Origin of the sequence: Bacillus sp. GMa5/1 (assembly GCF_050172015.1) — a bacterium.
Lineage (GTDB): Bacteria > Bacillota > Bacilli > Bacillales > Bacillaceae_G > Bacillus_A > Bacillus_A cereus.
On record NZ_JBNLYC010000022.1, the window covers coordinates 23,727 to 49,815 of the forward strand.

The following is a 26,089-nucleotide window of genomic DNA, read 5'->3' on the forward strand; positions in this document are numbered from 1 at the left end:
AATAGATTCCTCTCTTTTACATTTGGACTTATACTGCAGCACTACTCCTCTTTTTTTACGATGCATGTTCATCTTTCTTTTTCATTAACGCTCTTTTCTTCATCGCCTTCGTTAAATATCCACCCTTAAACGAGCGAATTTCATACGAAGACATAAACGCTTTCGGTGCAATTTCATTAATGATTTCTAAAAGCTCTTTCTCTCTAGAACGCTTTGCGACGATATCTAAGCGATAACGTATAGAATTAATACCTTCGCCTTCAAATACTGTAACGCCAAATCCAGAGTGACGTAACTCATCTACTAATTCATTACAACGGTCTAGTAAACTAACTTGATACGTAATATAACCAATTGCTAATTTATTCTCTATATAACCGCCTAATAACAGTCCCGCACTAAAGCCAATGACATAGGCAACGATGTTCATCCAATTTGATAAATCTTGAAACACAATACCTAAACTGACAATGTAAATAGCTCCTTCTAACAATCCAACACCAGCAGCGGATCTTGTTTGATTCTTTACAAGCAAAATCGTACGGATTGTTAAAATTGGAACGTAAATAATTTGTAGCACAAAAATAAGTAGCGCTTGTAACATTGGTATCCACCTCTTTCAAAAAGTCTTTTGTCATAATAACATACATAACCTTTAGAAATCGATGGTTTTTTTAAAATTTTTTATTATTTTTCATACTATTGAAAAACGTAAAAAAGAAGCGTATTATATTTGTCGTTAATTTGTTTACTTGTATCAAATCACTAAAATAAAAAAGGAACCCGATTAGGTCCCTTTCATCATAGCTCTATGTTTTTCGAAGCATGTTCCCTTTGCTTCTCTTCTTCTTTCACTAACTGCATATTTGCATACGCTAAATTTGCAATCATTAAAAAGTGGCCACCTAAAATACCTGTACCGAATGCCCACATTTCCATCTCATGCTCAATTTCATACATGATGATAGCTCCTAAAATGGCAGCTGCAAATCGGTTTAAAACTCCTAATCCAGGAGCCTTTTCCTTCATTACGATACTTTTTCCGAGTTTCTCCACTCTGCGAGCTAATAACCAAAGGCAATAGGCGCTTACTGCTAATCCAATACCGAACCCTGTCACTTGTTTTCCAAACGGAGTAATCGTCCACATAAGTAGTAAACCACTAAAGATCACATACAATTGTAATCGATATACACGTAAGGCTTCTTGAATCAAAATATCCGCTCCTAAGTTCTCATTTTTTGTACTTTTAGAAGAAAAGCAGCAACTTACACAGTTGCTGCTTTCTCTTCTTCTTGTTCTTGTTCCATCTTACGAATTTCAACACGTTTAATTTGGTAAGCGTCTTTTTCTAACACTTTAAATTCATAACCTTCCGCGTCAACGTGTTGTCCTTCTTCGATTTCATGATTTTGCATCATAATCCATCCACCGATTGTATCCACATCATCTTCTTCGATGTGTAATCCAAATAAATCTTTCACTTCTGAAATAAGCACTTTTCCATCAACAATGATATGTTGCTCGTTCACATGTTGAATTGGCGGTGCCTCATCTTCATCATATTCGTCACGAATTTCGCCGACGATTTCCTCCAAGATATCTTCAAGCGTTACAATTCCGGCTGTTCCTCCGTACTCATCATATAAAACAGCCATCGGAATTCGCTTCTTCTGCATTTGAAGTAATAAATCGTGAATTGGAGTCGTTTCCATCACTTCAATAATCGGACGCATATACGAGCGAATAGATGATAAATCTTTTTGATCCTCGGTCATATATCGAATAAAGAAATCTTTTACGTTGACCATACCGATAATATCATCTTTATCTTCTCCAAAAATCGGATAACGTGTGTATCGCTCATTTTGGATTACTTTCATGTGTTCTTCTACTGAATCTTCCAGGTAGAAACCAACGATTTCTGTTCGCGGTACCATAATCTCTTTTGCAATACGATTATCAAATTCAAAAATGTTATTTACATACTTGTATTCAGCTTGATTAATTTCGCCACTTTCATAGCTATCTGAAAGGATAAGACGTAATTCTTCTTCTGTATGAGCTACTTCATGTTCTGAAGCTGGCTTTAAACCGAATAAACCAGTTATCACACGAGCTGAACCGTTCAATACCCAAATAAATGGATACATTACTTTATAGAACATCATTAATGGACCTGCCAATAATAACGTTACCCTTTCAGCCTTTTGAATTGCCATCGTTTTCGGAGCTAATTCCCCTACTACAACGTGTAAATACGTCATAATCATAAAAGCAAGACCAAATGTTAATACTGATGAAATAGAAGGATTTAAGTTCCATTTCTCAAATAACGGGTGTAATAACTTTTCAATTGTCGGTTCACCTAACCAACCTAATCCCATAGCTGTAACTGTAATACCTAATTGACAAGCAGATAAATATTCATCTAAATTTGTTGTTACCTTTTTCGCTGCTAAAGCACCGCGTTTTCCTTCCGCAACAAGCTGATCGATACGACTTGAACGTATCTTTACAATCGCAAACTCTGCTGCTACGAAAAATCCAGTAAATGCGATTAAAATCGCAACCATGACTAAATTAAATATTTCCAATGAATCCCCTTAGTTAAAAAACTAAGGTGTCCACCTCCTGTATACTATAATGTTTTCTTATTTGTTTGTTAGAAAACATAGCCCGATACAAAAATTAAAGAGGTCGGATTTCACTTATTCTATAATAATAGAGCAAGTGTCTGTATTAAAGCTGTCGTTTGACCTGATAAAGATTTCGATATTTTTTCACGTTGTGAATCAGTCAATTCATCTAAAAGCGGCTTTAACTCAGTAAGCTCCACTTCTAATTGATGAATATGGTCTGTCACTTCATTCACTTGTTTCGAAACGTGTTCATTGATACCGAGCAGCTTCTTCTTCTCCTCGATTTTCTCTTTAATCTCACAAAGCGGCATATGCATTTCTTTGCACTTCTCAATAAATTGTAATGTCTCAAATGCTGTTTCGTCGTAATAGCGATAATTAGATTGAGATCGCTCCGCTTTTAAGATACCTAGATTCGTATAATAATCAATCGTTCGTTTCGACACGTGAGCCATGAGAGCCAACTGTCCGATTCGATACACCTTCCCAACGATCTTCCCCCCTTGTTTATATTACTTACATCATACAACACATAAACTGTACAGTCAAACGTGACGGTTTATTATTCACAATTTATACAAAATTCCAATCTCCTCCTATGATGATTCAATACGAGTAATCTACACTTATACAATAAAATTACTAAACTACTACCTAATCACTACATTGTCTGCCATTTTTAACCTTTCTTATTTAAAAGCATATCCTACTAATAATGATTGCTTGTATAGGAGGGAATTAATATGAAAAAGACAATCATTTCTCATTTTTATAATGAAGAATACCTACTTCCATGGTGGCTTATGCATCACACGAAAATATTCGATCACGGCATTTTAATTAATAGAGGGTCTACAGATCGTTCCGTAGAGATTTGTAAACTATTAGCACCCCACTGGGAAGTACGAAATTCAAGATTTCTTGAGTTTGATCCAACTAATACTGATATTGAAGTGATGGAAATTGAAAGAGAAGTTTCAGGTTGGAAAATCGTTTTAAATACTACTGAATTCTTTTGTTGTAATAATACTGAAGAATTTTTTTCATCTCTTCATACACTAGGCCAAAACATGTATGCGATTAGAATGATTTTAATGATAGATAATCATAATTATAATTATTCAAAGCCTAGATATTCTATCCCCTTAGTAGAACAGCGATACCACGGTGTCTTCCCTTATAACCCAAATCTCGGATGTGCTTGGAGATTTATTCACAATCATCTAGACGGTGCATATTTACCTGGTAGACATCATTCGCGGCACGGATATATAATTTATGACTATCCTTCATTTATTTTAAAATTTTATTTTAGCCCTTGGAATGAACAATCAAAAGCAAGAAAATTACAAATTACACCTACCCTTTCAAAAAGGGGTGTTCAAATGGGACTTCAAACACATTACGGTCAATCTCCTGAAGTACTGGACATACGTTTTTTAGAGCTTAGTAACCTAACACAAGACCTCCGTCATAACCCTGAATATCAAAAATTATTTCCAAAATTCAAACCGTAATATTTTCTGCATCGTCATCACCTCAAACATTTTCATTCACTTAATCAAAAACAATCTCATTTGCATAAAACATGAATACTGTATAAATAATAAATTTTTATTTTAGGAGGAAAAAATGAAAGCTGTTATTCTTGCTGGTGGGTACGGTACAAGAATTGGGGAAGAAACACATTTAAAACCGAAACCTATGATTGAAATTGGAACAAAACCCATTCTATGGCACATTATGAGTTTGTATAGTCATTACGGGATTACTGAGTTTATTATTTGCTTAGGCTATAAAGGATATGCAATTAAAGAGTTCTTTCTAAATTACAACTTACACATGTCTGATTTCACAATACAGTTAAACGATAATACAATTACTAGCCATTCTCATCGTGTAGAACCATGGAAAGTTACACTAATCGATACTGGTGTAAATACCGAAACGGGTGGCCGAGTGAAAAAGATTCAAAATTATGTCGGAGACGAACCTTTCTGCCTCACTTATGGTGATGGATTAAGTAATGTAAATATAAAAGAACTTATTACATTCCATAAAAAACATGGAAAAATGGCTACTGTTACTGCCGTACAACCTCCTGGTAGATTCGGTTCTCTCATATTAGATAAACAGTCTGTAACATCTTTTCAAGAAAAACCATTAGGTGATGGCGGATGGGTTAACGGTGGATTTTTCATTTTAAATCCTGAAGTTTTCAATTACATTAGTGGAGATAAGTCTGTTTTTGAAACAGACTCTTTAGTTCAGTTAGTAAATAAAAATGAATTGGCCGCATATCAACATTCTGGTTTTTGGCATCCGATGGATACATTGCGCGATAAAAATAAATTAGTCGAGCTATGGGAAAGTAATAACGCTCCGTGGAAGGTTTGGTAATATGGCTTCATCATCTTTTTGGAATAAGAAAAAAGTATTTATTACGGGACATACTGGATTTAAAGGCTCCTGGCTCACCCTTTTCTTAAGTTCTTTAGGTGCAGAAGTAGTAGGCTTTTCTTCTCATCCCCCATCCATTCCTAACATTTTCGAACAAGGTAACGTAGCAAAAGAGTGCACGACAATGAAAGGCGATATTACAGATTACCATTCTTTATTTCATGCCATGAAGCAGCATAAACCTGACATAATATTTCATTTAGCAGCTCAGCCAATCGTAACTGCTTCATACAAAAACCCTATCGATACATTCAAAACGAATGTTTTAGGTACTGTTCACGTGCTAGAAGCAGCAAAGTCCGTCGAAAGCGTACGTGCCATTATTAATGTGACAAGCGATAAATGTTATGAGAATGACGGTAGTGGCGACCGAGCGTTCGTGGAAAATGACCGACTAGGAGGTTTCGACCCTTATAGCGCTAGTAAAGCTTGCGCTGAAATAGTGGCAACATCCTATCAAAAATCATTCTTCCGCACTAATACCCAGAAACTCGCCTCAGTCAGAGCTGGTAACGTCATCGGCGGTGGTGATTGGGCAGAAGATCGATTATTCCCTGATATCATTCGGGCATATTTGCACAATCATACTTTGTGTATTCGAAACAAATATGCCGTCCGTCCGTGGCAACATGTTTTAGATCCTCTACATGGCTATATCCTTTTAGCTGAGAAACTTTGGAATGATGCTAAATATGCAGAAGCGTGGAATTTCGGCCCAATGAATGAACCTAACAGAACCGTTCATGATGTCATTGAATCTGTAATAAAATTATGGAATAACCCACTAACAATCATTTCCTCCTCTACAAATACTCCTTATGAATCACCTGTTTTAACACTCAATAGTACAAAAGCAGTAAACAAACTCGGCTGGACTCCTAAGTTATCAACAGATGATTCTATCGCTTGGACTGTTGATTGGTACAAAAAATATGCATCTGGTGAAAATATAGAATCTTTCACACGACAACAAATCGATGCATTCAAAAATTTATAAAGGGGCTATAAAATGGAACAGAAAAAATGCCGTTTTTGCCACTCATTACTAACCAACACTTTTTTAGATTTGGGCGTTTCCCCTCTCGCTAATTCATTTGTAGCTCCTGAAAGCTCATATAAAATGGAACCTTTTTATCCGCTGCACACATTTGTTTGTCACTCTTGTTTACTCGTACAGCTAGATGAATTTGAATCCCCGCAAAATATTTTTCATAACTATTTATACTTCAGCTCTTACTCCTCAAGTTGGCTACTACACGCTAAACAATATGTAGAAATGGCGATTAAGCGTTTCAACTTAACGAAACATTCAAAAGTGATTGAAATCGCAAGTAACGATGGGTACTTATTACAATACTTTAAAAAAGAAAATATCGAGACATTGGGAATTGAACCCGCGAAAAACGTAGCAGAAATTGCTATCAAAAAAGGAATTCCTACTCATGTGAATTTTTTCAGTAATGACTTAGCAAAAAAATTGCCACAAGCTGATTTAATCGTCGCAAATAACGTATTAGCACATGTTCCAAACTTGCATGATTTTGTTGCTGGTTTAAAAACACTATTAAAACGTGATGGCACGATAACAATCGAATTCCCGCACTTATTAAACCTTATATCCTTTAACCAATTTGATACCATCTACCATGAACACTTCTCCTACTTCTCACTTATAAGCCTTCAAAAAATTTTAGCTCATCATCATTTACAAATTGTTGATGTAGAAGAGCTTTCAACACATGGTGGTTCATTACGTATTTTTGTAAACCATCTAAGTTCCCAATCCACTATCCATTCCAACGTTACAAACTTACTCCAAAAAGAAGTCAATCACGGACTCGATACATTAGATTGCTATCTCCTTTTTTCTAAACGAGTGGAACAATTGAAAATAAATATTTTAAAGTTTTTTATCAAAGCAAAAGCTTTAAACAAACAAATCATCGGCTACGGCGCTCCGGCTAAAGGAAACACCCTGTTGAATTATTGCGGAATAGGTAAAGAATTTTTAGCGTATACAGTAGATAAAAATCCTCACAAACAAAATCTCCTTTTACCAGGAACTCGTATTCCAATAAAATCTCCAGCAGAAATTAAACGTACAAAACCGGATTACATTCTCATACTTCCTTGGAATTTGAAAGACGAAATTATAAAAGAATGCTCTTTCATTCGTGAATGGGGCGGTAAATTTTTAGTGACAGTTCCAGAAGTTGAGGTGATTGAGCCATGAAGAAAGTTGTTGTAACAGGTGGTAGTGGCTGGATAGGTAAATATGTTGTACATTCACTTATACAAAAGGGATACGAAGTGCACGCCACGTATAATAAAAATAAACCCTCTCACCTCCCTTGCCACTGGCATAAAGTAAACTTGCTCCGCAATGACGAAGTAAAACAATTCATTTACGACGTTCAGCCTAGCCATCTCATTCACCTTGCTTGGGAAGCAGTGCCACCAGCATGCTATGTATCTATTAATAATTACTATTGGCTAAAGTCTAGTATTTCATTGATTCAGCACTTTACAACATGCGGCGGAAAGCGTGTTGTCGTTGCAGGTACTGGCGCAGAATACGAATGGTTTAACGGCGTATTATTTGAAGATTCACCGCTCCTTTCCTATAAAACCCCGTATTCTTTATGTAAAAATGCACTGCACTCCTGGCTAGAAACGTATGCACAACAAACAGGCCTCAGCATGTGTTGGGGCCGCATTTTTCATATGTATGGACCTCACGAACAAGGTAATCGGCTCGTTTCTAACATTATCACTTCCTTATTAAAAAACGAGGAAGCACTATGTACACATGGAAAACAATCGAGAGATTTCCTCCATGTAAGTGACGTCGCTGACGCTCTCGTAACAATATTAGAACACGGCGTTACAGGCACCATCAATATCGCTTCTGGTCAATCTGTACAAATTAAAGAGTTAGCTTCTATCATTGCTAAAAAGATAGGAAAAGAACATTTAATTAAACTAGGTGCAATCCCTTTCTCTAAAGATGAACCTTTATTTGTCGGGGTTAATGTAGAACGTTTAAAAACTGAAGTAAACTGGAAACCAACATACGATCTAAATACAGGAATAGAAGAAACAATTTTATGGTGGAAATCATTTATACAAAAACATAACGATATGCATCATTAAAACGTAAATCCTTCGTTCCTCTCGCTAATTCCTTATACCATTCTTCTAATCTTTCCGGCGTAACAATATGATGCGTACCCATTCCTCCATGCTTACTAGCTTCAGAAAGAGTCGGACCAATTTGTAACTTTCTCTTTCTCATCGCATCATTCCACGGACTAAACCCAAACCATAATATACAGGCAAGAGGTGGATAAATCATCGATTCATGCGCAGATAAATGTCTTCCAACCGTATAACTTCCATGCTCATGATTATGAATAAATCTTCCCCTTCTCCATAGTCTCCACTCCTCTGGTAAATAACCATGAAATCGCTGTTTCATTAAAGGTATTCCAAAGTTAAGTTCCGGATAATTATAGTTAGGATCATCGACCATAATAAGCCCTTCTAGCCAATACATCCTACCTCCCAATTCATCTAGTGATTTCCAAAACTGATTTTTATCTTGCATGCAAAGAAACTCAGTCGTATTTAAAATCATTTTCCATCCTTGTACTTCTTGTTCTATCCTCATCACTTCATGATCTGTCGCATATGCATCAAACTCTGGATTTACAGAATCTCGCACTTCCCAATGCGGTGCGAATTTTTTACAAATCTCAACGGAACGATCTGTTGAACCTTTATTAATTAAAATACCATGATCAAAAAGTTTCGTATGATGCATAAGCCACCATGGCAATAAATATTCTTCATTGTAAAAATGCGAAATAACGGTTGTAGTTATAATAATCTCCTCCTCTTTCTCTATTAATCTACTTTTTATCCTACAACCAATATACTCATAAGCAAAAATATGTTTCCTAATTATTGATCAAATATTATTAATATTTTTGTAAGTTTTCCTTTGGTACCCAGCCCTTCTCACCATCTCTTCCTTCGCCCCAAACCCATCCATTGAATTCTTCTAATCCAATCACTCTTTCTCCAATACTCACATTTAATTCTTTCGCAGTATATTGTTTTATAATAATTCCTGTTCCATTCATATCTTTTTTTATAATTTGCTCCGGAACCCATCCTTTCCGGTCATATTTCTCTTCGTGACAAAACATCCAGTTTTCCCAGTTTTCCGGACCAGCGTAACTCTCTATCATTTTCACTACATCCCCCTCTTCTAAGCGAATTGGATTAGGATAATTGCTAACATGTGATTTTATAACGATATATTTCATAACAACCTCCAATAATCAGAAAATTAAGTTATAATATCATTATAACTTAAAGAGGAGGAATGCACGCATGTACTACAACACTTCATTCGAAAACGATCAACCTGTAGCCCGTCTATAAACTAAGACGGGCAATCATATAACACATACACTACGCCTCGTCTTAGGGAACTCATAATACCCTAAAAATAGACGGAGGTACTTTACATGAAACAAACAATTTTAGGAGCTATATGTTTATCACTAGCAGCAAGTATATGGGGTGGTATGTATGTTGTTAGCAAATACGTACTCGATTTTATCCCACCACTAACACTCGTTTGGCTACGCTTTATCATTGCTTTTGTTGTTTTGTATGGCATTTTGAAACTAGCTGAGAAAAAGCAAAAGAAAAAAGTAACCATTCGCAAAAAAGATTGGCTCCTATTCGCTTGGATTGGATTTATCGGCTATTTCATTTCGATCACATGCCAATTTATCGGAACAAAATTATCCGACGCTCATACAGGCTCGTTAGTTACATCAGCTACACCTGCATTTATGGTTATATTTGCAGCGCTCATTTTGAAAGAAAAACTAACCGCTCGTAGACTTTTATCTACTATAATAGCGACAATCGGCGTCATTATCGTAATCGGGTGGGATATTGAAATTGGCTCCTATTTTATCGGAACAATCATTTTAGTTGGAGCCGCTATTACGTGGGCTTTACTATCTATTTATGTAAAGATCGCTTCAATCCAATTCTCATCCTTAGTTATTACAACGTATGCCATATTCTTTTCACTCTTTTTTATTACACCCTTTATGATATGGGAACTACAAACATCCTCTATCGGAACAGTAAATACGTACGTAATATTAGGCGTATTATACTTAGGTATTGTTTCAACAGCAGGTGCCTTTTTCCTTTGGAATAAAGGATTAGAATTAATAGATGCAAGCATCGGTTCCTTATTTTTCTTCTTCCAACCTATTGTTGGATCATTACTTGGCTGGCTCTTATTAAATGAGACATTAAATAGTAACTTTTTTATTGGCGGTATTCTTATTATATGTAGCGTTTTCATTACTACTTTTGAAAAGAAATAAAAAGCAGGCAGAGATTTTTAGTCTCTGCCTGTTCGCATTATTGGATCTTGATCGTGAAAACCAATACAAATCGGTATATTACTTTGCACTTCACTACGTACACTTATAAAACTACACAGCGTTTTAGCAATTAAATATAAAGTTACACCGACTGCTTTTTCACTTGTGTCAAAGCCATTTCCATTATACATATCTGCTAATTCTACAGACCCCGGCCCCTCAATATTATATGTCCATTCAGATGCCCAATCATCGTCCTCTTCTTCAAGTGAAATATATTCCTCACAAATATAAAACTGACTATCCCATTCGTTATCAAGGTCATACTCAAAATAAATCGCTTTTGATTCTTCATTAGTAGCCATTTCTACAGCTGAATCCAAACCTACTCGAATACTTTCCTTATATGACTCTAAATCAATTGCTTTAATTCGTTCTGCATATTCTGCAGACGCTAACATGCTACAAATTTCAAAATACTTCGCTTCTATTTGCTCTACTGCTAACGAAAAGACATCCTCTTGCATCTCTTCTAAATACTGAAATATATCCACACTAAACACTCCTCACTCTTTACGCACTCCAATGCGATGGACGGGATAACATTTTCGGTAATTTCGTATGCTTATTCCCTTTCGCTGCGTTAATTTGAACTTGCGTCAGAAAAATACTATTTGTAAAATCAGCCCCGCGAATATCTGCATCTCTTAAATCTGCTCCGATAAGATCTGCTCCTCTTAAATTTGCTCCATTTAAGTTAGCCGCAATTAAGTAAGCACCCCTTAAATTTGCACCTTGTAAATTTTTCTTTTTCAAATTTGCTCCCATAAGATCTGCTCCGCGGTGAATGATTCGTTTCTTACGTGCAGTATTCATTTCCTTCCATACTAATTCGCTCGTTTCTAAAAGAAGAATGTTCACCTCTGCCCTATGCATTGGAACATTTATTTTCATTAACTCATCTGGATTTAAATTCGAAAGTCGCTCTGTCTCCTCAATTGCGGTCTCCAGCTCTTTATGAATTGGCTGTGTTGCCTTTAAAAGAATCGCCTCATTCAAATACCAAAGCATTTCATGAAGTTGATGCATAACTGGAAAAGCATCGTACATTTTTCTTGCATGCTTTGCATCTTTCCGCCAATCAATCCCTTTAAACGTACCCTGAGAAATCTTCTGTCCAGCACCGAAACACTCAAATACTGTACAACCTTTATAACCTTTTCCTCTAAGATTTTTATGTATACTACATTTAAAATCTGATTGTAAGTTGGAACATGGTTTACCACCATCTTTATTCACTGCAAAATCTACCGATGCTGCGAACGGTAATGCAACGCAACATAGACCGAAGCATTTTTCGCAGTTTGCTTTTAAATGATCGTTATGATTAGTCAAAATCTATACCCCCTGTTGTCTTTTGACTATTTCATAATATTCCAACTGTAATAAATAATCAATTTTAAAATAAACCAGCATCTTTCGTTTCAATTCATAACTTTATCATTCGATTTCCTTTCAATTGAAAAGGACTATTTCTATTTAATGAATTATAATTAAATTATAAATTTTCTAACTAAAAAGGAGACTTATTATGGCACTAGAAATGAAAACAAACTGTCAAATTTGCGATCAATCGCTCGAACAAGATTCTGAAGCATACATTTGTGTATATGAATGTACATTTTGCGCACCATGTACAGAAGAAAGACATAACGTTTGTCCAAACTGCGGCGGCGAATTAGTACGTAGACCGAAAAAGAAATAATAAAAAGCAAAGCGATATCGCTTTGCTTTTGTTTAGGCATCTGAAATTATATATTTAAAAACTTCACACAAACAGGCTCTGGCACAACAACATCAGATTGTAAAAGTGTTAACTTACCTGTAGATTCATCTCTTGAAAATAACACAAGATTATGTGACTTTTCATTTGTAGCAACAAGGAACTTTTCAGTAGGATCTAATACAAAGTCTCTTGGCCAATTTCCTTCTGTAGATGTGTGTTCAACAAATGTAAGCTGACCTGAATTTTGATCTACGCTATAAACAGCGATACTATTATGACCACGATTACCTGCATATACAAAACGGCCGTCAGAAGAAATATGAATCGCACTTCCTTGATTATTTTCATCAAATTGTTCTGGAACAGTAGAAATATACTGTAATTCTGTAAAGGATCCTTCTGCAGGATTATATGTTAACACAATAACCTCTGAACTAAGCTCCGTCATCACATACGCATACTTTCCATTCGGATGAAAAGTAATATGTCTTGGACCACTTCCTGGATTTACAGATAAACGATTCACTTCTGTTAATGTACTATCTTTTACTTCATACGTAATTATTTTATCTATCCCTAAATCAACGCCCACTACATATTTTTCATCAGGAGTGTACCCCGCGTAATGTGCATGTGGTTTTTCTTGTCTTTCTTTATTCGGACCTGAACCTTCATGCGCCATAATAGATGAAGCATGATTTACAGTTCCATCTTCTTCATTTATTTCAAAAGACTCAATCGTTCCTTTATGGTAATTCGCTGTAACTACTGTATGATTTCCACTATCAACACTAATATGACAAGGAGAAGCACCTTCTACTACTTGTCTATTTTTCGCTTTTAGTTCTCCAGTATGACTATCAATGGAATACGCAGCTACACCGCCAGATTCGCCTTCCTTAACAACAGAATAGAGATATTCATTATTTTGGTTAATCGTTACATATGTAGGGTTATCCAGCTTAGCGGCAAGTGTTACATTACTAATTTTTTTTGCTTCTGTGTCTAAAGTAAACTTATATATTCCTTCGCTATTTTCTTTCGTGTAAGTTCCAACATATCCAATAAACTCTTTGTTATCCTTCATTTTCATAACCCTCTCTCCCTATATTTTACGTTCATCATGCTTCTTAAAATATTTTATGTTGAAAGAGTATCCAAAAAAATCGGAGTACTTCTTTATACGTTACCATATTTTCTTGGTAAATAGCTTTTAAACCCACTTTTTTTGATACGCTGCTATACTTTCATATTCTTCTTCCAATTGACGGGACAGACGAATATAGATTGGCGTTAAATCTTTATATTTTTCCACACTTTCCATGTTTGGCTCATGATGAAAATCTGCACCTACCATTTCAGAAACTACGGATAATGTATCTATTTCACCTAAACTATATAAACCGAGGATTGCAGCTCCTAAGCAAGAGCTTTCAAAACTTTCCGGAACATATACGTCTTGATGGAAGATATCCGCCATCATCTGTCTCCAAAGTTCCGACCTTGCAAAGCCGCCTGTCGCTTGAATTTTTTTCGGTTCGCCAATTAACTCTTTTAAAGCGAGAAGAACGGTATACAAGTTATAAATTACTCCTTCTAAAACAGCACGGATCAGATGTTCTTTCTTATGATGCAATCCGAGTCCAAAGAAAGATCCTCGTGCATTTGCATTCCATAAAGGAGCTCTTTCCCCTGCTAAATACGGGTGAAATAATAAACCGTCAGATCCAGGATTCACTTTTGCCGCTATTTCAGTAAGTACTTCATATGGATCTTTCCCTAAACGCTTCGCAAGTTCAATCTCTGAAGTGCCTAATTGGTCACGAGCCCATCTGAAAATCATACCGCCGTTATTTACTGGTCCACCGATTACCCAATGGTCTTCAGTTAACGCATAACAAAAAATTCTACCTTTCGGATCTGTTACAGGACGATCTGTTACAGCACGTATCGCACCGCTTGTACCAATGGTAACAGCCACAACGCCAGGATCTATTGCATTTACACCTAAATTAGATAGTACTCCATCACTCGCTCCTACTACAAAAGGCGTAGAAACAAGTACATTCATCTCTTTGGCAAGCTCTTCATCTAATCCTGTTAAACTGTGCGTTGTTGGAACAAGTTTAGAAAGCTTTTCATCTGTAATTCCCGCAACATGTAAAGCCTCTTCATCCCATTTTAAAGATTTCAAATTAAACATCCCTGTCGCTGACGCTATAGAATAATCAATTACATACTCTTTATATAACTTGTAAAAAACATATTCTTTAATAGAAATGAATTTATAACTTTTTGCGAATAACTCTGCCTTCTCATTCTGTAGCCAAACTAATTTCGAAAGCGGTGACATAGGATGAATTGGTGTGCCAGTACGAAGGTAAATTTCATGACCATTCATATCATTCTTTATTTTCTCCGCCCAGCTTGCACTTCTATTATCTGCCCAAGTAATACATCCCGTTAATGGATTCCCCTTTTCATCTACAGCAATGAGACTATGCATTGCCGAACTAAAAGAGACACAAAGAATATCACTTGGCTGTACACTACTTGATCGTATAGTTTCTTTAATCGTATTTATTACTGCACGAAAAATTTCTTCTGGGTCTTGTTCCGCTGTTTCAGGCGTAGGAGAATATAACGGATATTCAATTCCATGACTAGCAATAACAGATCCATCAGTAGAAAATAGAACTGATTTTGTACTAGTTGTCCCAATGTCTACACCAATCATATATTTTGAGCTCACCATTTCTTCCTCCTAACAAAAAATTGTTACAGTATCCCACCATAAAAATACATTCCTTTTATCTATTGATAACGTTGTAAGCCACAATTATCTAAATAGAAACATCTTTATCTTAAACAAACATATCGAGTAGTAAAACGCCTCCAAAAGCGATAAATGAAAGTAACGTTTCTAATACTGTCCATGTTTTAAATGTTTCTTTCACTGTTAAGCCTAGGTATTCTTTTACCATCCAGAACCCAGCATCGTTTACGTGTGAAAACATTAATGCTCCTGCACCTGTTGCAATAACGAGTAACTCTAAGTTCACACCTGTTGTATTTTCAACGATTGGCGAAACGATACCCGCTGCTGTTGTTAAAGCGACTGTCGCTGACCCTGTCGCAATTCGAATTAATCCTGCTACTATAAATGCTAATACAATTGGAGATAGTGCTAAATGCTCAGACATTTGAGCAATAGCATTCCCTACGCCACTATCGATAAGAATTTGCTTAAATCCCCCTCCAGCACCAATAATCGCAACAATTGAACCGATTGGTAATAAGCTATCTTCTGTTACCTTCTTAATAGCCTTTTTATCGATACCTTGGCGAAATCCAAGAAAATAAAACGCTGCAAAACATGCAATCAATAGTGCAATGATAGGACTACCGATTAATGTGACAGTCTTCATCAAAGTAATAGAAAGGGGCACATAAGGAGCTGCTGCAGCTAAAACCATTAACATAACAGGTAACAAAATAACTAAAAATGAAACTCCTATTCCTGGTAATTTCGTTGATTTTGTATTTACACGAATCAATTCTGGCTCATTTTCAGGAATTACACGTTTGTGAATCCATTTCGCAAATATAGGACCTGCAATAATCGCTGCAAAAAATGTAATAATGAGTGAATACAATAGTACCTTCCCAAGATTCGCTTTATAAATACCAATTGCAACGATTGCCCCTGGATGCGGAGGAACAAGGCCGTGTACGACAGATAGCCCAGCAATTGCTGGTAACGCTATCAATAAAATATTTTGTTTCGTAGTTTTATGAATTGAAATTACTAACGGCAGTAATATTAAAATACCTACTTCAAAAAACACCGGAATTCCAATAATAAAACCTGCAATTAACATAGCCCATGGTAAGTTTTTTATCCCAAAGGATTTAATAAAGAACTCTGCCACTTGCATTCCAGCACCTGACTCTGCCATCATTTTCCCTAAAATTGTACCTAATACTAAAATGCCTACTAAATGTCCTAGAACACTTCCGACTCCCGTTTCATAAGCACTCACTATTTTATCCATTGGCATTCCAGACATAATTGCTAAAAACAAACTTGCAATCGTTAAACTAATAAACGCATGCCATCTCCACCAAGATACCCCTAAAATAACAATTACAATTGATAATAATGTAATCATTAAAAGGTACATATTCATACTCAATCCCCCTTTATGTAAACCCTTTCGTAATTACTATATAATTAAAAGAACCTATATAGTTCTTACTTGAGTAAAAGATACCTTTACATATTGCTATACACTTAAAAGCATCTTCACATCATAATGATTTATATAAAAAGAATCTCCCTTATTAGAGATACACTATAACTCATCTCTCTAATAAGGGGATTTCTCTTCCATAATTATAATGTTATTGTGATAAACGCTTCGCGCGATCAATTTTCCCTTTTTTAAAAGTGAATGACACTTTCTTCTCTTGCTGTTTTCACGTAGTAAGACTACAAACTCAGTATCCACTTTAAACGATGAAGTTACTTAGGATTTGTCTTCTCATGAAAAACAACTTTCGGAAAGCACCTTCACTTTCATAACATTATAATTTAGGCGCTTTCGCCCAATCAGCAGCAAATTTCTCAATACCTTGGTCTGTTAATGGGTGCATAGCAAGTTGTTCAATTACTTTATAAGGGATTGTTGCAATGTGAGCACCTGCCATCGCTACACGAGTTACATGATCTGGATGTCTAACAGAAGCCGCAATAATTTGTGTATCTAGTTGATGAACATCGAATAATTCAGCAATTTTAGCAACTAATAGTACACCATCTTCAGAAATATCATCTAAACGTCCTAAAAATGGAGAAACGTACGTTGCACCTGCTCGAGCAGCTAAAAGTGCTTGGTTCACCGTGAAAATAAGTGTAACATTCGTTTTCACACCTTTTTCAGTAAGGTAGCGACAAGCTTCTAATCCTGCTAACGTCATCGGAAGTTTAATTGTAACTTTTTCATCGCCACCGTTAATTTTAATCAGTTCTTCTGCTTGGGCGATCATCTCTTCAGCTGTAACAACATCTGGCGTTACTTCTGCCGAAACAGATTCAACTTTAGGAACCGCCTGACAAATTTCTGCAATACGGTCTTCAAATTTAATGCCCTCTTTCGCTACTAAAGAAGGATTCGTTGTAACACCAGCTAAAACTCCAAGTTTATATGCTTTTTTTATATCCTCAAGATTTGCAGTATCAATAAAAAATTTCATGATTAATTCCCTCCAGTTTTTAAACGTTGATGAGTTACATGTTTAATATGCTTATCCCGTAAAAGCCCGATTTGTGTGGAATGAAGCCCCTACTTATTAAAGTTTCACTTTATTTCTTTTCTACTGCATGTCCGCCAAATTCATTGCGCAGAGCTGCTACAACTTTTCCTGTAAATGTATCATTGTCTAATGAGCGGTAGCGCATTAATAGAGACATTGCGATAACAGGAGTTGCTGTTTGAAGGTCTAATGCTGTTTCTACTGTCCATTTTCCTTCACCAGAAGAATGCATAACACCCTTAATCTCATCCAGTTTTGCATCTTTAGAAAATGCATTTTCTGTTAATTCCATTAACCAAGAACGAATCACTGAACCGTTGTTCCATACTCTTGATACTTTTTCATAATCGTAGTCAAATTCACTTTTCTCTAGAATCTCAAATCCTTCACCAATAGCAGCCATCATACCGTATTCAATTCCGTTATGAACCATTTTTAAGAAGTGACCACTACCAGCTTTTCCAGCATATAAGAATCCATTTTCTACAGCAGTATCGCGGAAGATAGGTTCAACGATGTCCCAAGCTTCTTGATCTCCTCCGATCATGTAACAAGCACCATTACGAGCGCCTTCCATTCCGCCAGAAGTTCCTGCATCCATAAAGTGAATGCCATCTTTCTTTAATTGCTCATATCGGCGGATAGACTCTTTATAATGTGAATTACCAGCTTCAATTAAAATATCTCCTTTTGATAAAAGTGGTGTAACCTCATCAATAACAGAATCAACAACAGCGTGTGGTACCATTACCCAAAGAATTCTTGGTGATTGTAATGACTGAACAAGTTCACTTAAACTAGATGTACCTGTTGCCCCGTACTCTTTCATTTCTTCTACTGCGCTCGTATTTAAATCAAATGCTACTACTTCATGTTTATGATCCATTAAATTTTTCCCTAAATTTAATCCCATTTTACCTAACCCAATTAATCCTACTTGCATAATATAATTCCTCCTCAAATCATCTTTTATTAAAAATCCATATCACTACAATCTGGAATACCTTTCAGCACTGAAATTTTAATATGTACAGAAAGGTATTCACAGTCATAGCTTAAGAATTCAACACATTTTTTGTAATTTGAACAACATTTTCTGTCGTAAATCCAAATAGATTCATGACTTCAGCTCCAGTTCCTGAAGCTCCAAATGTTTCAATTGATAGTACTTTTCCTTCTTGTCCTACATAACGTTCCCAACCGAGAGATACACCCATCTCAAGAGATACTCGTTTCGTTATAGAAGACGGAAGAACGGATTCTTTATATTCGTTCGATTGGCGATCGAATAACTCCCAGCTCGGCATTGCAACGATGCGAACAGAAACTTGATCTTCTTCTAATTTTGCTTTCGCACTAGCAGCTAAGGATACTTCAGAACCTGTCGCAATTAAAATTACATCCGGATTTTCATTTGTTTGTGTTAATACGTAAGCTCCTTTAGAGAAATTCTCTATGTTCGCTTTCGTTTCATTAAACACCGGTAAATTTTGACGACTCAGTACTAAAACGACTGGACCATCCGTTTGCTGTAAAGCATACGCCCAAGCACTTGCTGTTTCATTTGCATCTGACGGGCGGATAACTGTTAAACCAGGAATTGCTCGAAGAGCTGCCAATTGTTCAATTGGTTCATGCGTTGGACCATCTTCTCCTACAGCAATCGAATCATGTGTAAATACGTAAGTAACAGGTAACTTTTGCAGTGCAGCCAGTCGAATGGACGGACGAAGATAATCATTAAATACAAAGAATGTACTTACGAAAGGTTTTACTCCTCCATGAAGCGCCAATCCATTCGCTGCAGCGCCCATTGCATGTTCACGTACACCGAAATATATATTTCGTCCAGCATATGATTCTACTGCATATACTGCTTCACCTTTTATATCTGTCATCGTAGAATGAGAAAGATCCGCACTTCCACCGAAAATAGAAGGAATCGATTTCACATAATGATTAATAGCTTCCCCACTTGCAACACGAGTAGAAATTGTTTTTTCAGTATCAAAGGATAGAATGTCTTTCGCTTCAATTAAAACCTCACCTGTAATCGCTTTTTCTAATTCATCTGCCAGTGTAGGATTCGCTTCTCTGTATAAGTTGAACTGCTCATTCCAGTCATTGTCTTTTTCAATACCTTTTTGTTTTAGTTCATTAAAATGAGCTTTTACTTCTTCAGGTACAAAGAAATCTTCCTCATAATCCCAACCATACACTTGTTTTGTCGCTGTCGCTTCTTCTACTCCAAGCGGATTACCATGTGCTTTGTTCGTTCCAGCAACTTTTGGACTTCCATAACCTATAATGGTTCTAATTTCTATAAGAGTAGGTTGATCCGTATTTTCTTTCGCTGATTGAATAGCTTTTGTAATCGCATCAACATCGTTTCCATCTTCAACTCTTACATATTGCCAATGTACAGATTCTGCCCTTTTCTGAATATCTTCAGAGAAAGCAATGCCTAATTCACCATCAAGTGAAATTTCATTTGAATCATACAGTACAATTAACTTGCCAAGTTTCATATGTCCTGCCATTGACATCGCTTCATAAGCGACACCCTCCATTAAGTCACCATCTCCGACTAAAGCATACGTATTGTGATCTATAATAGAGTGACCATCCTTATTGAACTTCGCTGCTAAATGAGCTTCTGCCATTGCCATTCCTACAGCATTAGCAATCCCTTGTCCTAACGGGCCTGTAGTCGCTTCAACTCCAGGAGTATGCCCAAACTCAGGATGTCCAGGTGTTTTACTATTTAACTTTCTGAAATTTTTCAAGTCATCAATTGAAACGTCATATCCAGCTAAATGAAGTAGGCTATATAACAGACTAGATCCATGTCCCGCCGATAAAACGAAACGATCACGGTTAAACCATTCTGGGTGATTAGGATTGTAATTTAAATGATTCGCCCATAATGCATAAGCCATTGGTGCTGCTCCCATCGGAAGACCTGGATGACCTGAGTTTGCCGCATTAATAGCATCAATCGATAACGTACGAAGTGTATTCACTGCTAATTGATTTATGTTTTGTGTCATAGTAATCGTCCCCCTAAATGCTTTCATTAAAGAAAGTACTTATTTTTCCGTCTCTTGATCTAACCACCATTTAAATCCACTTTCTTGTAACAGTTCATTAGACGCTTCTGGACCATATGAACCAGACTCATATTCATGAAGCGGTAATAAGTTTTCCTCGAACGCTTCAAGAATTGGTTGTACCCATTCCCATGACAATTCAACTTCTCTCCAATGTGCAAAGAATGTAGCGTCTCCACTCACAGCATCATGAATGAGTCTTTCATACGCTTCAGGTACTCCCACATCCGCTTGCTCACAAGTAAAGTTAATACGCATCGGTTCAATTTCTCCATTTTTCAATGGATTTTTACTGTTTAACTGTAATGAAACGTTCTCACCTGGGCTAATTTCAATTATTAATAAGTTAGGTGCTGCATTTGGATTATTATCTTGATATTGCTGTTTTAACGTATTTTTAAATTCGATTACAATACGAGTAGACTTTTCTTTCATTCGTTTGCCTGTTCGTATATAGAAGGGAACGCCAGTCCAAAATGGATTATCGATCCACAGGCGAGCAGCAACAAATGTGTCTATGTTAGAAGAAGGATTTACTCCTGGCTCCTCTTTGTATGCTACAACTTGCCCGCCTTTTATCTCACCTGCAGCGTATTGTCCGCGAATGATATGGCTTTGAACGTCTTCTTTTTTCACTTTACGAAGCGTTTCCATTACCTTTCGCTTTTCCTCTCGAATTTCACATGCATTAACCTTTTCCGGCAGATTCATAGCAGTCATCATTAATATTTGTAACATATGATTTTGAACCATATCTCGAATGGCCCCTGCCTGGTCATAATATCCTGCCCTTTCTTCAACCCCAACTGTTTCACTCGCTGTGATTTGTACATTCGCTATATGTTCTTTATTCCAAATTGATTGGAGAACAGGATTTGCAAATTCTAATGCTTCAAGATTTTGAATCATCGGTTTACCTAAATAATGATCGATACGGTATATCTCGTCTTCTTCAAACGTGCGACTAAGCTTATCGTTAAGCTCACGAGCAGATGTAAGGTCGTGCCCGAATGGTTTCTCAATCATCAGACGTTTCCATCCATCCGTTTTATCAAGTCCGCTTTCCTTAATATTTAAAGCAATGGTCTCGAAAAATTCAGGAGCAACGGAAAGATAAAACATTCTATTTCCTTTTATATGTAATTCTTCTTCCCTTTCACGAACGACTTGTAATAACCTCTCATAGTCTTCCGGCTTACTCACATCTAATGGACAATAGCGAAAATTATCTAAAAAACCTTCCAGTTCCGGAGTACCTTCTTCTCTATGACGGGAAAACGTCTCTATTGATTCTTTTATTCTTTCTTGAAAATCTACATGAGATACTTGACGTCTCCCAAGCCCGATAACGGATATTTGCTTTGGAAGCTTTTGATCTCTATATAAATTATATAGTGCTGGGTAAATTTTGCGTTTCGCTAAGTCCCCTGTCGCTCCAAATAAAACAAAGGTCATTGATTCCAATTTCAGTCCCCCTCTTGTTGTATAATCCTTGTCAATATTTTAAAAATGAATTGTACAGAAGCTCATGTTTTATAAAAACAAAGAGTTATCAAATCCCAATTCTTTTTATACCTTTCGCTTTTTAATTGTCCCCAATATTAATAGTGGCAATTCAAAGCATTTCTACCACAACTTACTTATTTATAGAATTTAACGAAACATTTTATATCTGATTACTTTTAGTAATTAAATAATCTTATGTCTAATATATTAACCACATAAATTATTATCGTCAATAAAAATGTCTTGAATTACATACGATTTATTTCGTAATACTTTTCTAAGTGTATTCCTAGTTACCATTCATTTTCAAAGATAATGATCGTTATAATAAATATCATTTTTATCAAAACATTCAATTAATTTAGCACTAAACTCACGAGCAGACGTTACATTATAACCAAAAGGCTTCTCTATAATAAGACGATTTAATCCTTTTGTAGCTCACAATCCACTTTCTTTCCTTCATTCATATAACTCTATACTTTTCATATTTCTACTCAAAATTGATAGGCAATACTGTAACACCACATTGTTGCCTATTGTAATCGTTATAACTTTCTTTGTGCTACGAGTGTTATTATAAATCGGCCATAACATGAATAGCAGTACGTACTTTAAAGTGATGTAGCACTTTAAAATACCTATACTAAGTGAGTAATAATAAACATAATGAATAAATCATGCTGCAAAAATAACATCTACCCTTTCTTCAAAAAGCTTTACAGTAGTTTTTAGAAGTACGTTACATTATTTCATTTCATGCACTTTCCCCTTCTCTATATAAAATTCTCACTAACAAAATTCAAAATATTATACTTATTTTTCGTACTTTGCTATGCTATAACCACAAACAGGAGGTATAAACTATGAAAGCACAAATCATCCATTCTTTTGGGGATTCATCTGTATTTCAATTAGAAAAAGTTTCAAAACCAAGACTTTTACCAGGTCATGTTCTAATCGATGTAAAAGCAACAAGTGTAAATCCAATCGATACAAAAATGCGTAGTGGGGCCGTTTCAGCCGTCGCTCCTGAGTTTCCAGCTATATTACACGGCGATGTAGCTGGTATTGTTATTGAAGTAGGAGAAGGTGTTTCGAAATTCAAATCAGGGGATAAAGTATACGGATGTGCCGGAGGTTTTAAAGAAACTGGAGGTGCACTTGCAGAATTTATGCTTGCTGATGCACGATTAATTGCTCACAAACCTAACAATTTAACAATGGAAGAAGCTGCTGCTCTACCATTAGTTGCAATTACAGCTTGGGAATCTTTATTTGATCGTGCAAATATTAAACCTGGTCAAAATGTTCTCATTCATGGAGCTACTGGTGGCGTAGGACACGTAGCCATTCAACTAGCTAAATGGGCAGGCGCTAAAGTTTTTACAACAGCTTCTCAGCAAAACAAAATGGAAATAGCCCATCGTTTAGGAGCCGATATAGCTATTAATTATAAAGAAGAATCTGTTCAAGAATATGTACAAAAACATACGAACGGAAACGGATTTGAAGTTATATTTGATACAGTAGGCGGCAAGAATCTTGATCATTCTTTTGAAGCTGCTGCGGTCAATGGAACTGTCATAACTATTGCAGCTCGTTCAACCCATGACCTCTCTCCTTTACACGCAAAAGGACTCTCTCTGCACGTTACTTTTATGGCATTAAAAATATTACATACAGATAAGCGTAATGATTGCGGAGAAATCTTAACGAAAATAACGCAAATTGTAGAAGAAGGAAAACTTCGTCCATTGCTAGATTCTAAATCTTTTACGTTTGATGAAGTTGCACAAGCACATGAATATTTGGAGTCAAATAAAGCAATAGGTAAAATAGTTTTGAAAAACGTTTGGTAACTTTCACTAAATAATACAAATAACAAATGTTTGTTGTTTGAAAATAACAGCGAGATCGCTTCGCCTTATCTTTTTCTTAAGAGGCGTGCCACAACCTTAAAAGCTTTCCATCCTTTACAACAAGTAAAAAAATAACAGCTGAATTTTGAGGCGGGGTCTTACCGCCCGGCAAATAGCGGGATAACATTCAAAAACCTTGCAGAAAAATTCTACAAGGTTTTTGTCTATAAATACAAATTAATCACTATATTAAAATGAAAGAGTTTGTAATTCATCACAATAATATTAAATATACGCTGCTTTAAAGGCTTGTTGGACAGCTTGTACTTCTAATGAGTCTTTACCATATAAGTTCGTTGCTACACGAATACAAGCTTCTTTTAATTCTTTAAAATCAGAAGTCATATTTAATTCATCCGTATTTGCATAATAGAAAATATCAAACATTTTATCTTCTCCAATGCCATGTACGTTTACTCCATTATGGCTTCCACCACTAGCAATCAAGTAAGCTACTTTATTAATAATGCTAGAGTTCGTGTGTACACCACCATGATCGTGGTCAGCATCAATAGGTAAGTTATTATAATGCCTATAATCCTCTGGATATCTAGAAGAGATAGATGATGGGTTTTTCATATCTCTAAAAATACGACCTGATTGTTCTCCCATTGTCCAATTGAACTTTCCGTTATTGGCATACTTTTCAACGGCTACTCCTAAAATATCAGATAACGCTTCATTAATTGCACCAGCTTCTCCTGCGTACTCAAGTCCAGACTCATTTCTTGTAACCGCGTGTGTAAATTCATGTCCTGCCACATCAAATGCTCTAACAATTGGATCTCCGTATACTAGCATAGCGCCATTACTAAATGCATTAAACCACTGCTTAGGATTTCCTTTATTCGTACCATTTGTGTTCCAACCATGAACGACAGAAATTACTTTTTGTCCGTTATTATCAAAGCTGTTACGGCCATATTTTTCTTGATAAAAATCATATACTTTCGTTGCTAAATAATGGGCACTAACTGCTTTAGGATCTGTAAAATTTGTAGAATTACTTGTTACTAAATCATCGAGATAACCCCATACATTTCTTCTATAATTATTATAATCTTTATAATTAGCAGTATATGTTTCAATTCCCTTACCACGAGAATAATCTGCAAGCATGTACGTTCCATCACTTCTTTGTGTAATTCCAAACGTACGATTAATACCTAAGTCATCTTTTCCTGTACCTGTTAATTTTGAAGGATCTGTTGATTTATTTGATGTCGCAGATTGGACAATACTACTCTCTACTTGTATACCCAATTTTTGAACGAGTTCTTTTAATAGATTACCACCAAAAGCATCAATTAATACTGTACCGGATACATATTCAGGTGTAGATGCACTAAAAGTAATTTGATATGCGTTTGTAGCTTTATTTGTATTTTCATCTACATATACCACTTGTTTAATTTCTGGTTCTTCGATAAATGTTAGATCATTTCCATAGATGTTGAAAAGCTGTTTCTTTGCATCCTCTTCTGATAGAGTAATAGGTTGTTTCAAATCTTCCTGTTGTTGTAAATTTTGGGCACTATCTCCCGAAACGCTCGTAAGTACACCATCATCATTAATATGTGCTGTTAGTTGATATCCGTATACATCACGTCCTTCATACGTTTGTTGAAGACGTACCAATGTAGTACCATCATAAGATTTACGACTTTGCGTAACATTATAATTAACTTTGGATTCCGTATTAACTTGCTTTGATGATAATGCTTGTTCTGTTTTTCCTTTTAGTGCATCCTTTGCTACATTTTCTGCCGAATTTTGAGAAGGTGCTGTTAAATTACCTGTTCGGAACGTATCTTCCTTTGTTTCCACTTTTAAATCTTCTGTTTCCGCATGTACTCCTCCATAAGGCATAATCGCCGATAACACCACTCCTGTAGTTAAACCTACCTTTACGAAATTATTCATATTT

The 26,089-nt window shown here is 36.0% G+C and carries 24 protein-coding genes and 1 pseudogene; 8 read left to right on the plus strand and 17 right to left on the minus strand.

Annotation, left to right across the window (positions count from 1 at the left end):
- Window positions 1–55: 55 nt before the first annotated feature.
- The 4 genes from ACQGSG_RS08275 to ACQGSG_RS08290 all read right to left on the minus strand — a co-directional run bounded on the left by ACQGSG_RS08275 (window position 56) and on the right by ACQGSG_RS08290 (window position 3,124).
- Window positions 56–604 (minus strand): DUF2179 domain-containing protein, encoded by a 549-nt coding sequence (locus ACQGSG_RS08275; protein WP_000938438.1) that lies wholly within the window; start codon window positions 602–604, stop codon window positions 56–58.
- Window positions 605–801: 197 nt separating this feature from the next.
- Window positions 802–1,215, minus strand: coding sequence for an ATP synthase subunit I (locus ACQGSG_RS08280; protein ID WP_000613876.1), 414 nt, complete (start codon window positions 1,213–1,215; stop codon window positions 802–804).
- Between the two features lie 53 nt (window positions 1,216–1,268).
- On the minus strand, window positions 1,269–2,597 hold the full coding sequence (locus tag ACQGSG_RS08285; protein ID WP_000402256.1) for a hemolysin family protein: 1,329 nt from the start codon (window positions 2,595–2,597) through the stop codon (window positions 1,269–1,271).
- A gap of 119 nt (window positions 2,598–2,716) precedes the next feature.
- Window positions 2,717–3,124, minus strand: a complete 408-nt coding sequence (locus ACQGSG_RS08290; protein WP_000285634.1) for a MerR family transcriptional regulator — start codon at window positions 3,122–3,124, stop codon at window positions 2,717–2,719.
- A gap of 261 nt (window positions 3,125–3,385) precedes the next feature.
- Between ACQGSG_RS08290 and ACQGSG_RS08295 the strand changes: the two genes are divergently transcribed.
- The 5 genes from ACQGSG_RS08295 to ACQGSG_RS08315 all read left to right on the plus strand — a co-directional run bounded on the left by ACQGSG_RS08295 (window position 3,386) and on the right by ACQGSG_RS08315 (window position 8,255).
- Window positions 3,386–4,159, plus strand: a complete 774-nt coding sequence (locus tag ACQGSG_RS08295) for a glycosyltransferase family 2 protein (RefSeq protein WP_000750974.1) — start codon at window positions 3,386–3,388, stop codon at window positions 4,157–4,159.
- A gap of 115 nt (window positions 4,160–4,274) precedes the next feature.
- Complete coding sequence (rfbF, locus tag ACQGSG_RS08300; protein WP_000648805.1) at window positions 4,275–5,042, plus strand: glucose-1-phosphate cytidylyltransferase; 768 nt, start codon at window positions 4,275–4,277, stop codon at window positions 5,040–5,042.
- A 1-nt stretch (window position 5,043) separates the two neighbouring features.
- A complete protein-coding gene (gene rfbG, locus ACQGSG_RS08305) occupies window positions 5,044–6,099 on the plus strand; it encodes a CDP-glucose 4,6-dehydratase (RefSeq protein WP_000168658.1) in 1,056 nt (351 codons plus the stop codon).
- Between the two features lie 12 nt (window positions 6,100–6,111).
- Window positions 6,112–7,335, plus strand: coding sequence for a class I SAM-dependent methyltransferase (locus ACQGSG_RS08310; protein WP_000435771.1), 1,224 nt, complete (start codon window positions 6,112–6,114; stop codon window positions 7,333–7,335).
- Window positions 7,332–8,255: an NAD-dependent epimerase/dehydratase family protein gene (locus tag ACQGSG_RS08315; RefSeq protein WP_000758371.1), complete on the plus strand. Its 924-nt coding sequence runs from the start codon at window positions 7,332–7,334 to the stop codon at window positions 8,253–8,255. Before ACQGSG_RS08310 ends, ACQGSG_RS08315 begins: the two co-directional genes overlap by 4 nt.
- Here the strand turns inward: ACQGSG_RS08315 and ACQGSG_RS08320 are convergent.
- Both ACQGSG_RS08320 and ACQGSG_RS08325 read right to left on the minus strand, forming a co-directional pair.
- Window positions 8,224–9,024, minus strand: a complete 801-nt coding sequence (locus ACQGSG_RS08320) for a glycosyltransferase family 2 protein (RefSeq protein WP_071686365.1) — start codon at window positions 9,022–9,024, stop codon at window positions 8,224–8,226. The two genes, ACQGSG_RS08315 and ACQGSG_RS08320, sit on opposite strands and share 32 nt — an antisense overlap.
- Window positions 9,025–9,082: 58 nt before the next feature.
- On the minus strand, window positions 9,083–9,433 hold the full coding sequence (locus tag ACQGSG_RS08325) for an SH3 domain-containing protein (RefSeq protein WP_000875282.1): 351 nt from the start codon (window positions 9,431–9,433) through the stop codon (window positions 9,083–9,085).
- Between the two features lie 204 nt (window positions 9,434–9,637).
- Between ACQGSG_RS08325 and ACQGSG_RS08330 the strand changes: the two genes are divergently transcribed.
- Window positions 9,638–10,522, plus strand: coding sequence for a DMT family transporter (locus ACQGSG_RS08330; RefSeq protein ID WP_000814735.1), 885 nt, complete (start codon window positions 9,638–9,640; stop codon window positions 10,520–10,522).
- A gap of 17 nt (window positions 10,523–10,539) precedes the next feature.
- On the opposite strand, the gene ACQGSG_RS08335 is transcribed toward ACQGSG_RS08330, so the two are convergent.
- Entirely contained in the window at window positions 10,540–11,076 is a 537-nt protein-coding gene (locus tag ACQGSG_RS08335; RefSeq protein ID WP_087964996.1) for a hypothetical protein, read from the minus strand.
- Between the two features lie 19 nt (window positions 11,077–11,095).
- Window positions 11,096–11,917 (minus strand): pentapeptide repeat-containing protein, encoded by an 822-nt coding sequence (locus ACQGSG_RS08340; protein ID WP_000181432.1) that lies wholly within the window; start codon window positions 11,915–11,917, stop codon window positions 11,096–11,098.
- Window positions 11,918–12,113: 196 nt separating this feature from the next.
- Between ACQGSG_RS08340 and ACQGSG_RS08345 the strand changes: the two genes are divergently transcribed.
- Entirely contained in the window at window positions 12,114–12,287 is a 174-nt protein-coding gene (locus ACQGSG_RS08345; RefSeq protein ID WP_001162788.1) for a DUF1272 domain-containing protein, read from the plus strand.
- 46 nt (window positions 12,288–12,333) lie between these two features.
- Here the strand turns inward: ACQGSG_RS08345 and ACQGSG_RS08350 are convergent, their stop codons facing one another.
- The 8 genes and pseudogenes from ACQGSG_RS08350 to ACQGSG_RS08385 all read right to left on the minus strand — a co-directional run.
- Window positions 12,334–13,401 carry a lactonase family protein gene (locus ACQGSG_RS08350; RefSeq protein WP_000782224.1) on the minus strand — a complete coding sequence of 356 codons (1,068 nt, stop codon included), beginning with the start codon at window positions 13,399–13,401 and terminating at the stop codon, window positions 12,334–12,336.
- 120 nt (window positions 13,402–13,521) lie between these two features.
- Window positions 13,522–15,063, minus strand: coding sequence for a gluconokinase (gene gntK, locus ACQGSG_RS08355; RefSeq protein ID WP_000254948.1), 1,542 nt, complete (start codon window positions 15,061–15,063; stop codon window positions 13,522–13,524).
- Between the two features lie 109 nt (window positions 15,064–15,172).
- Entirely contained in the window at window positions 15,173–16,498 is a 1,326-nt protein-coding gene (gntP, locus tag ACQGSG_RS08360) for a gluconate permease GntP (RefSeq protein ID WP_001057613.1), read from the minus strand.
- Between the two features lie 397 nt (window positions 16,499–16,895).
- Complete coding sequence (fsa, locus tag ACQGSG_RS08365) at window positions 16,896–17,564, minus strand: fructose-6-phosphate aldolase (protein WP_098605177.1); 669 nt, start codon at window positions 17,562–17,564, stop codon at window positions 16,896–16,898.
- 109 nt (window positions 17,565–17,673) lie between these two features.
- The gene (gene gnd / locus ACQGSG_RS08370; RefSeq protein ID WP_001195925.1) at window positions 17,674–18,567 is read right to left on the minus strand and encodes a phosphogluconate dehydrogenase (NAD(+)-dependent, decarboxylating); all 894 of its coding nucleotides are present in this window, start codon (window positions 18,565–18,567) and stop codon (window positions 17,674–17,676) included.
- Between the two features lie 112 nt (window positions 18,568–18,679).
- Window positions 18,680–20,674, minus strand: coding sequence for a transketolase (gene tkt, locus ACQGSG_RS08375; protein ID WP_000193046.1), 1,995 nt, complete (start codon window positions 20,672–20,674; stop codon window positions 18,680–18,682).
- 39 nt (window positions 20,675–20,713) lie between these two features.
- Window positions 20,714–22,198 carry a glucose-6-phosphate dehydrogenase gene (zwf, locus tag ACQGSG_RS08380; protein ID WP_000445362.1) on the minus strand — a complete coding sequence of 495 codons (1,485 nt, stop codon included), beginning with the start codon at window positions 22,196–22,198 and terminating at the stop codon, window positions 20,714–20,716.
- A gap of 348 nt (window positions 22,199–22,546) precedes the next feature.
- Window positions 22,547–22,699, minus strand: a pseudogene (locus tag ACQGSG_RS08385) (glucose-6-phosphate dehydrogenase); the annotation flags it as partial.
- A 407-nt stretch (window positions 22,700–23,106) separates the two neighbouring features.
- Here ACQGSG_RS08385 and ACQGSG_RS08390 point away from each other — a divergent pair.
- The gene (locus ACQGSG_RS08390) at window positions 23,107–24,102 is read left to right on the plus strand and encodes a zinc-dependent alcohol dehydrogenase family protein (RefSeq protein WP_000647265.1); all 996 of its coding nucleotides are present in this window, start codon (window positions 23,107–23,109) and stop codon (window positions 24,100–24,102) included.
- Between the two features lie 285 nt (window positions 24,103–24,387).
- On the opposite strand, the gene ACQGSG_RS08395 is transcribed toward ACQGSG_RS08390, so the two are convergent.
- Window positions 24,388–26,085, minus strand: a complete 1,698-nt coding sequence (locus tag ACQGSG_RS08395) for a M4 family metallopeptidase (RefSeq protein ID WP_001058955.1) — start codon at window positions 26,083–26,085, stop codon at window positions 24,388–24,390.
- Window positions 26,086–26,089 lie beyond the last annotated feature (4 nt).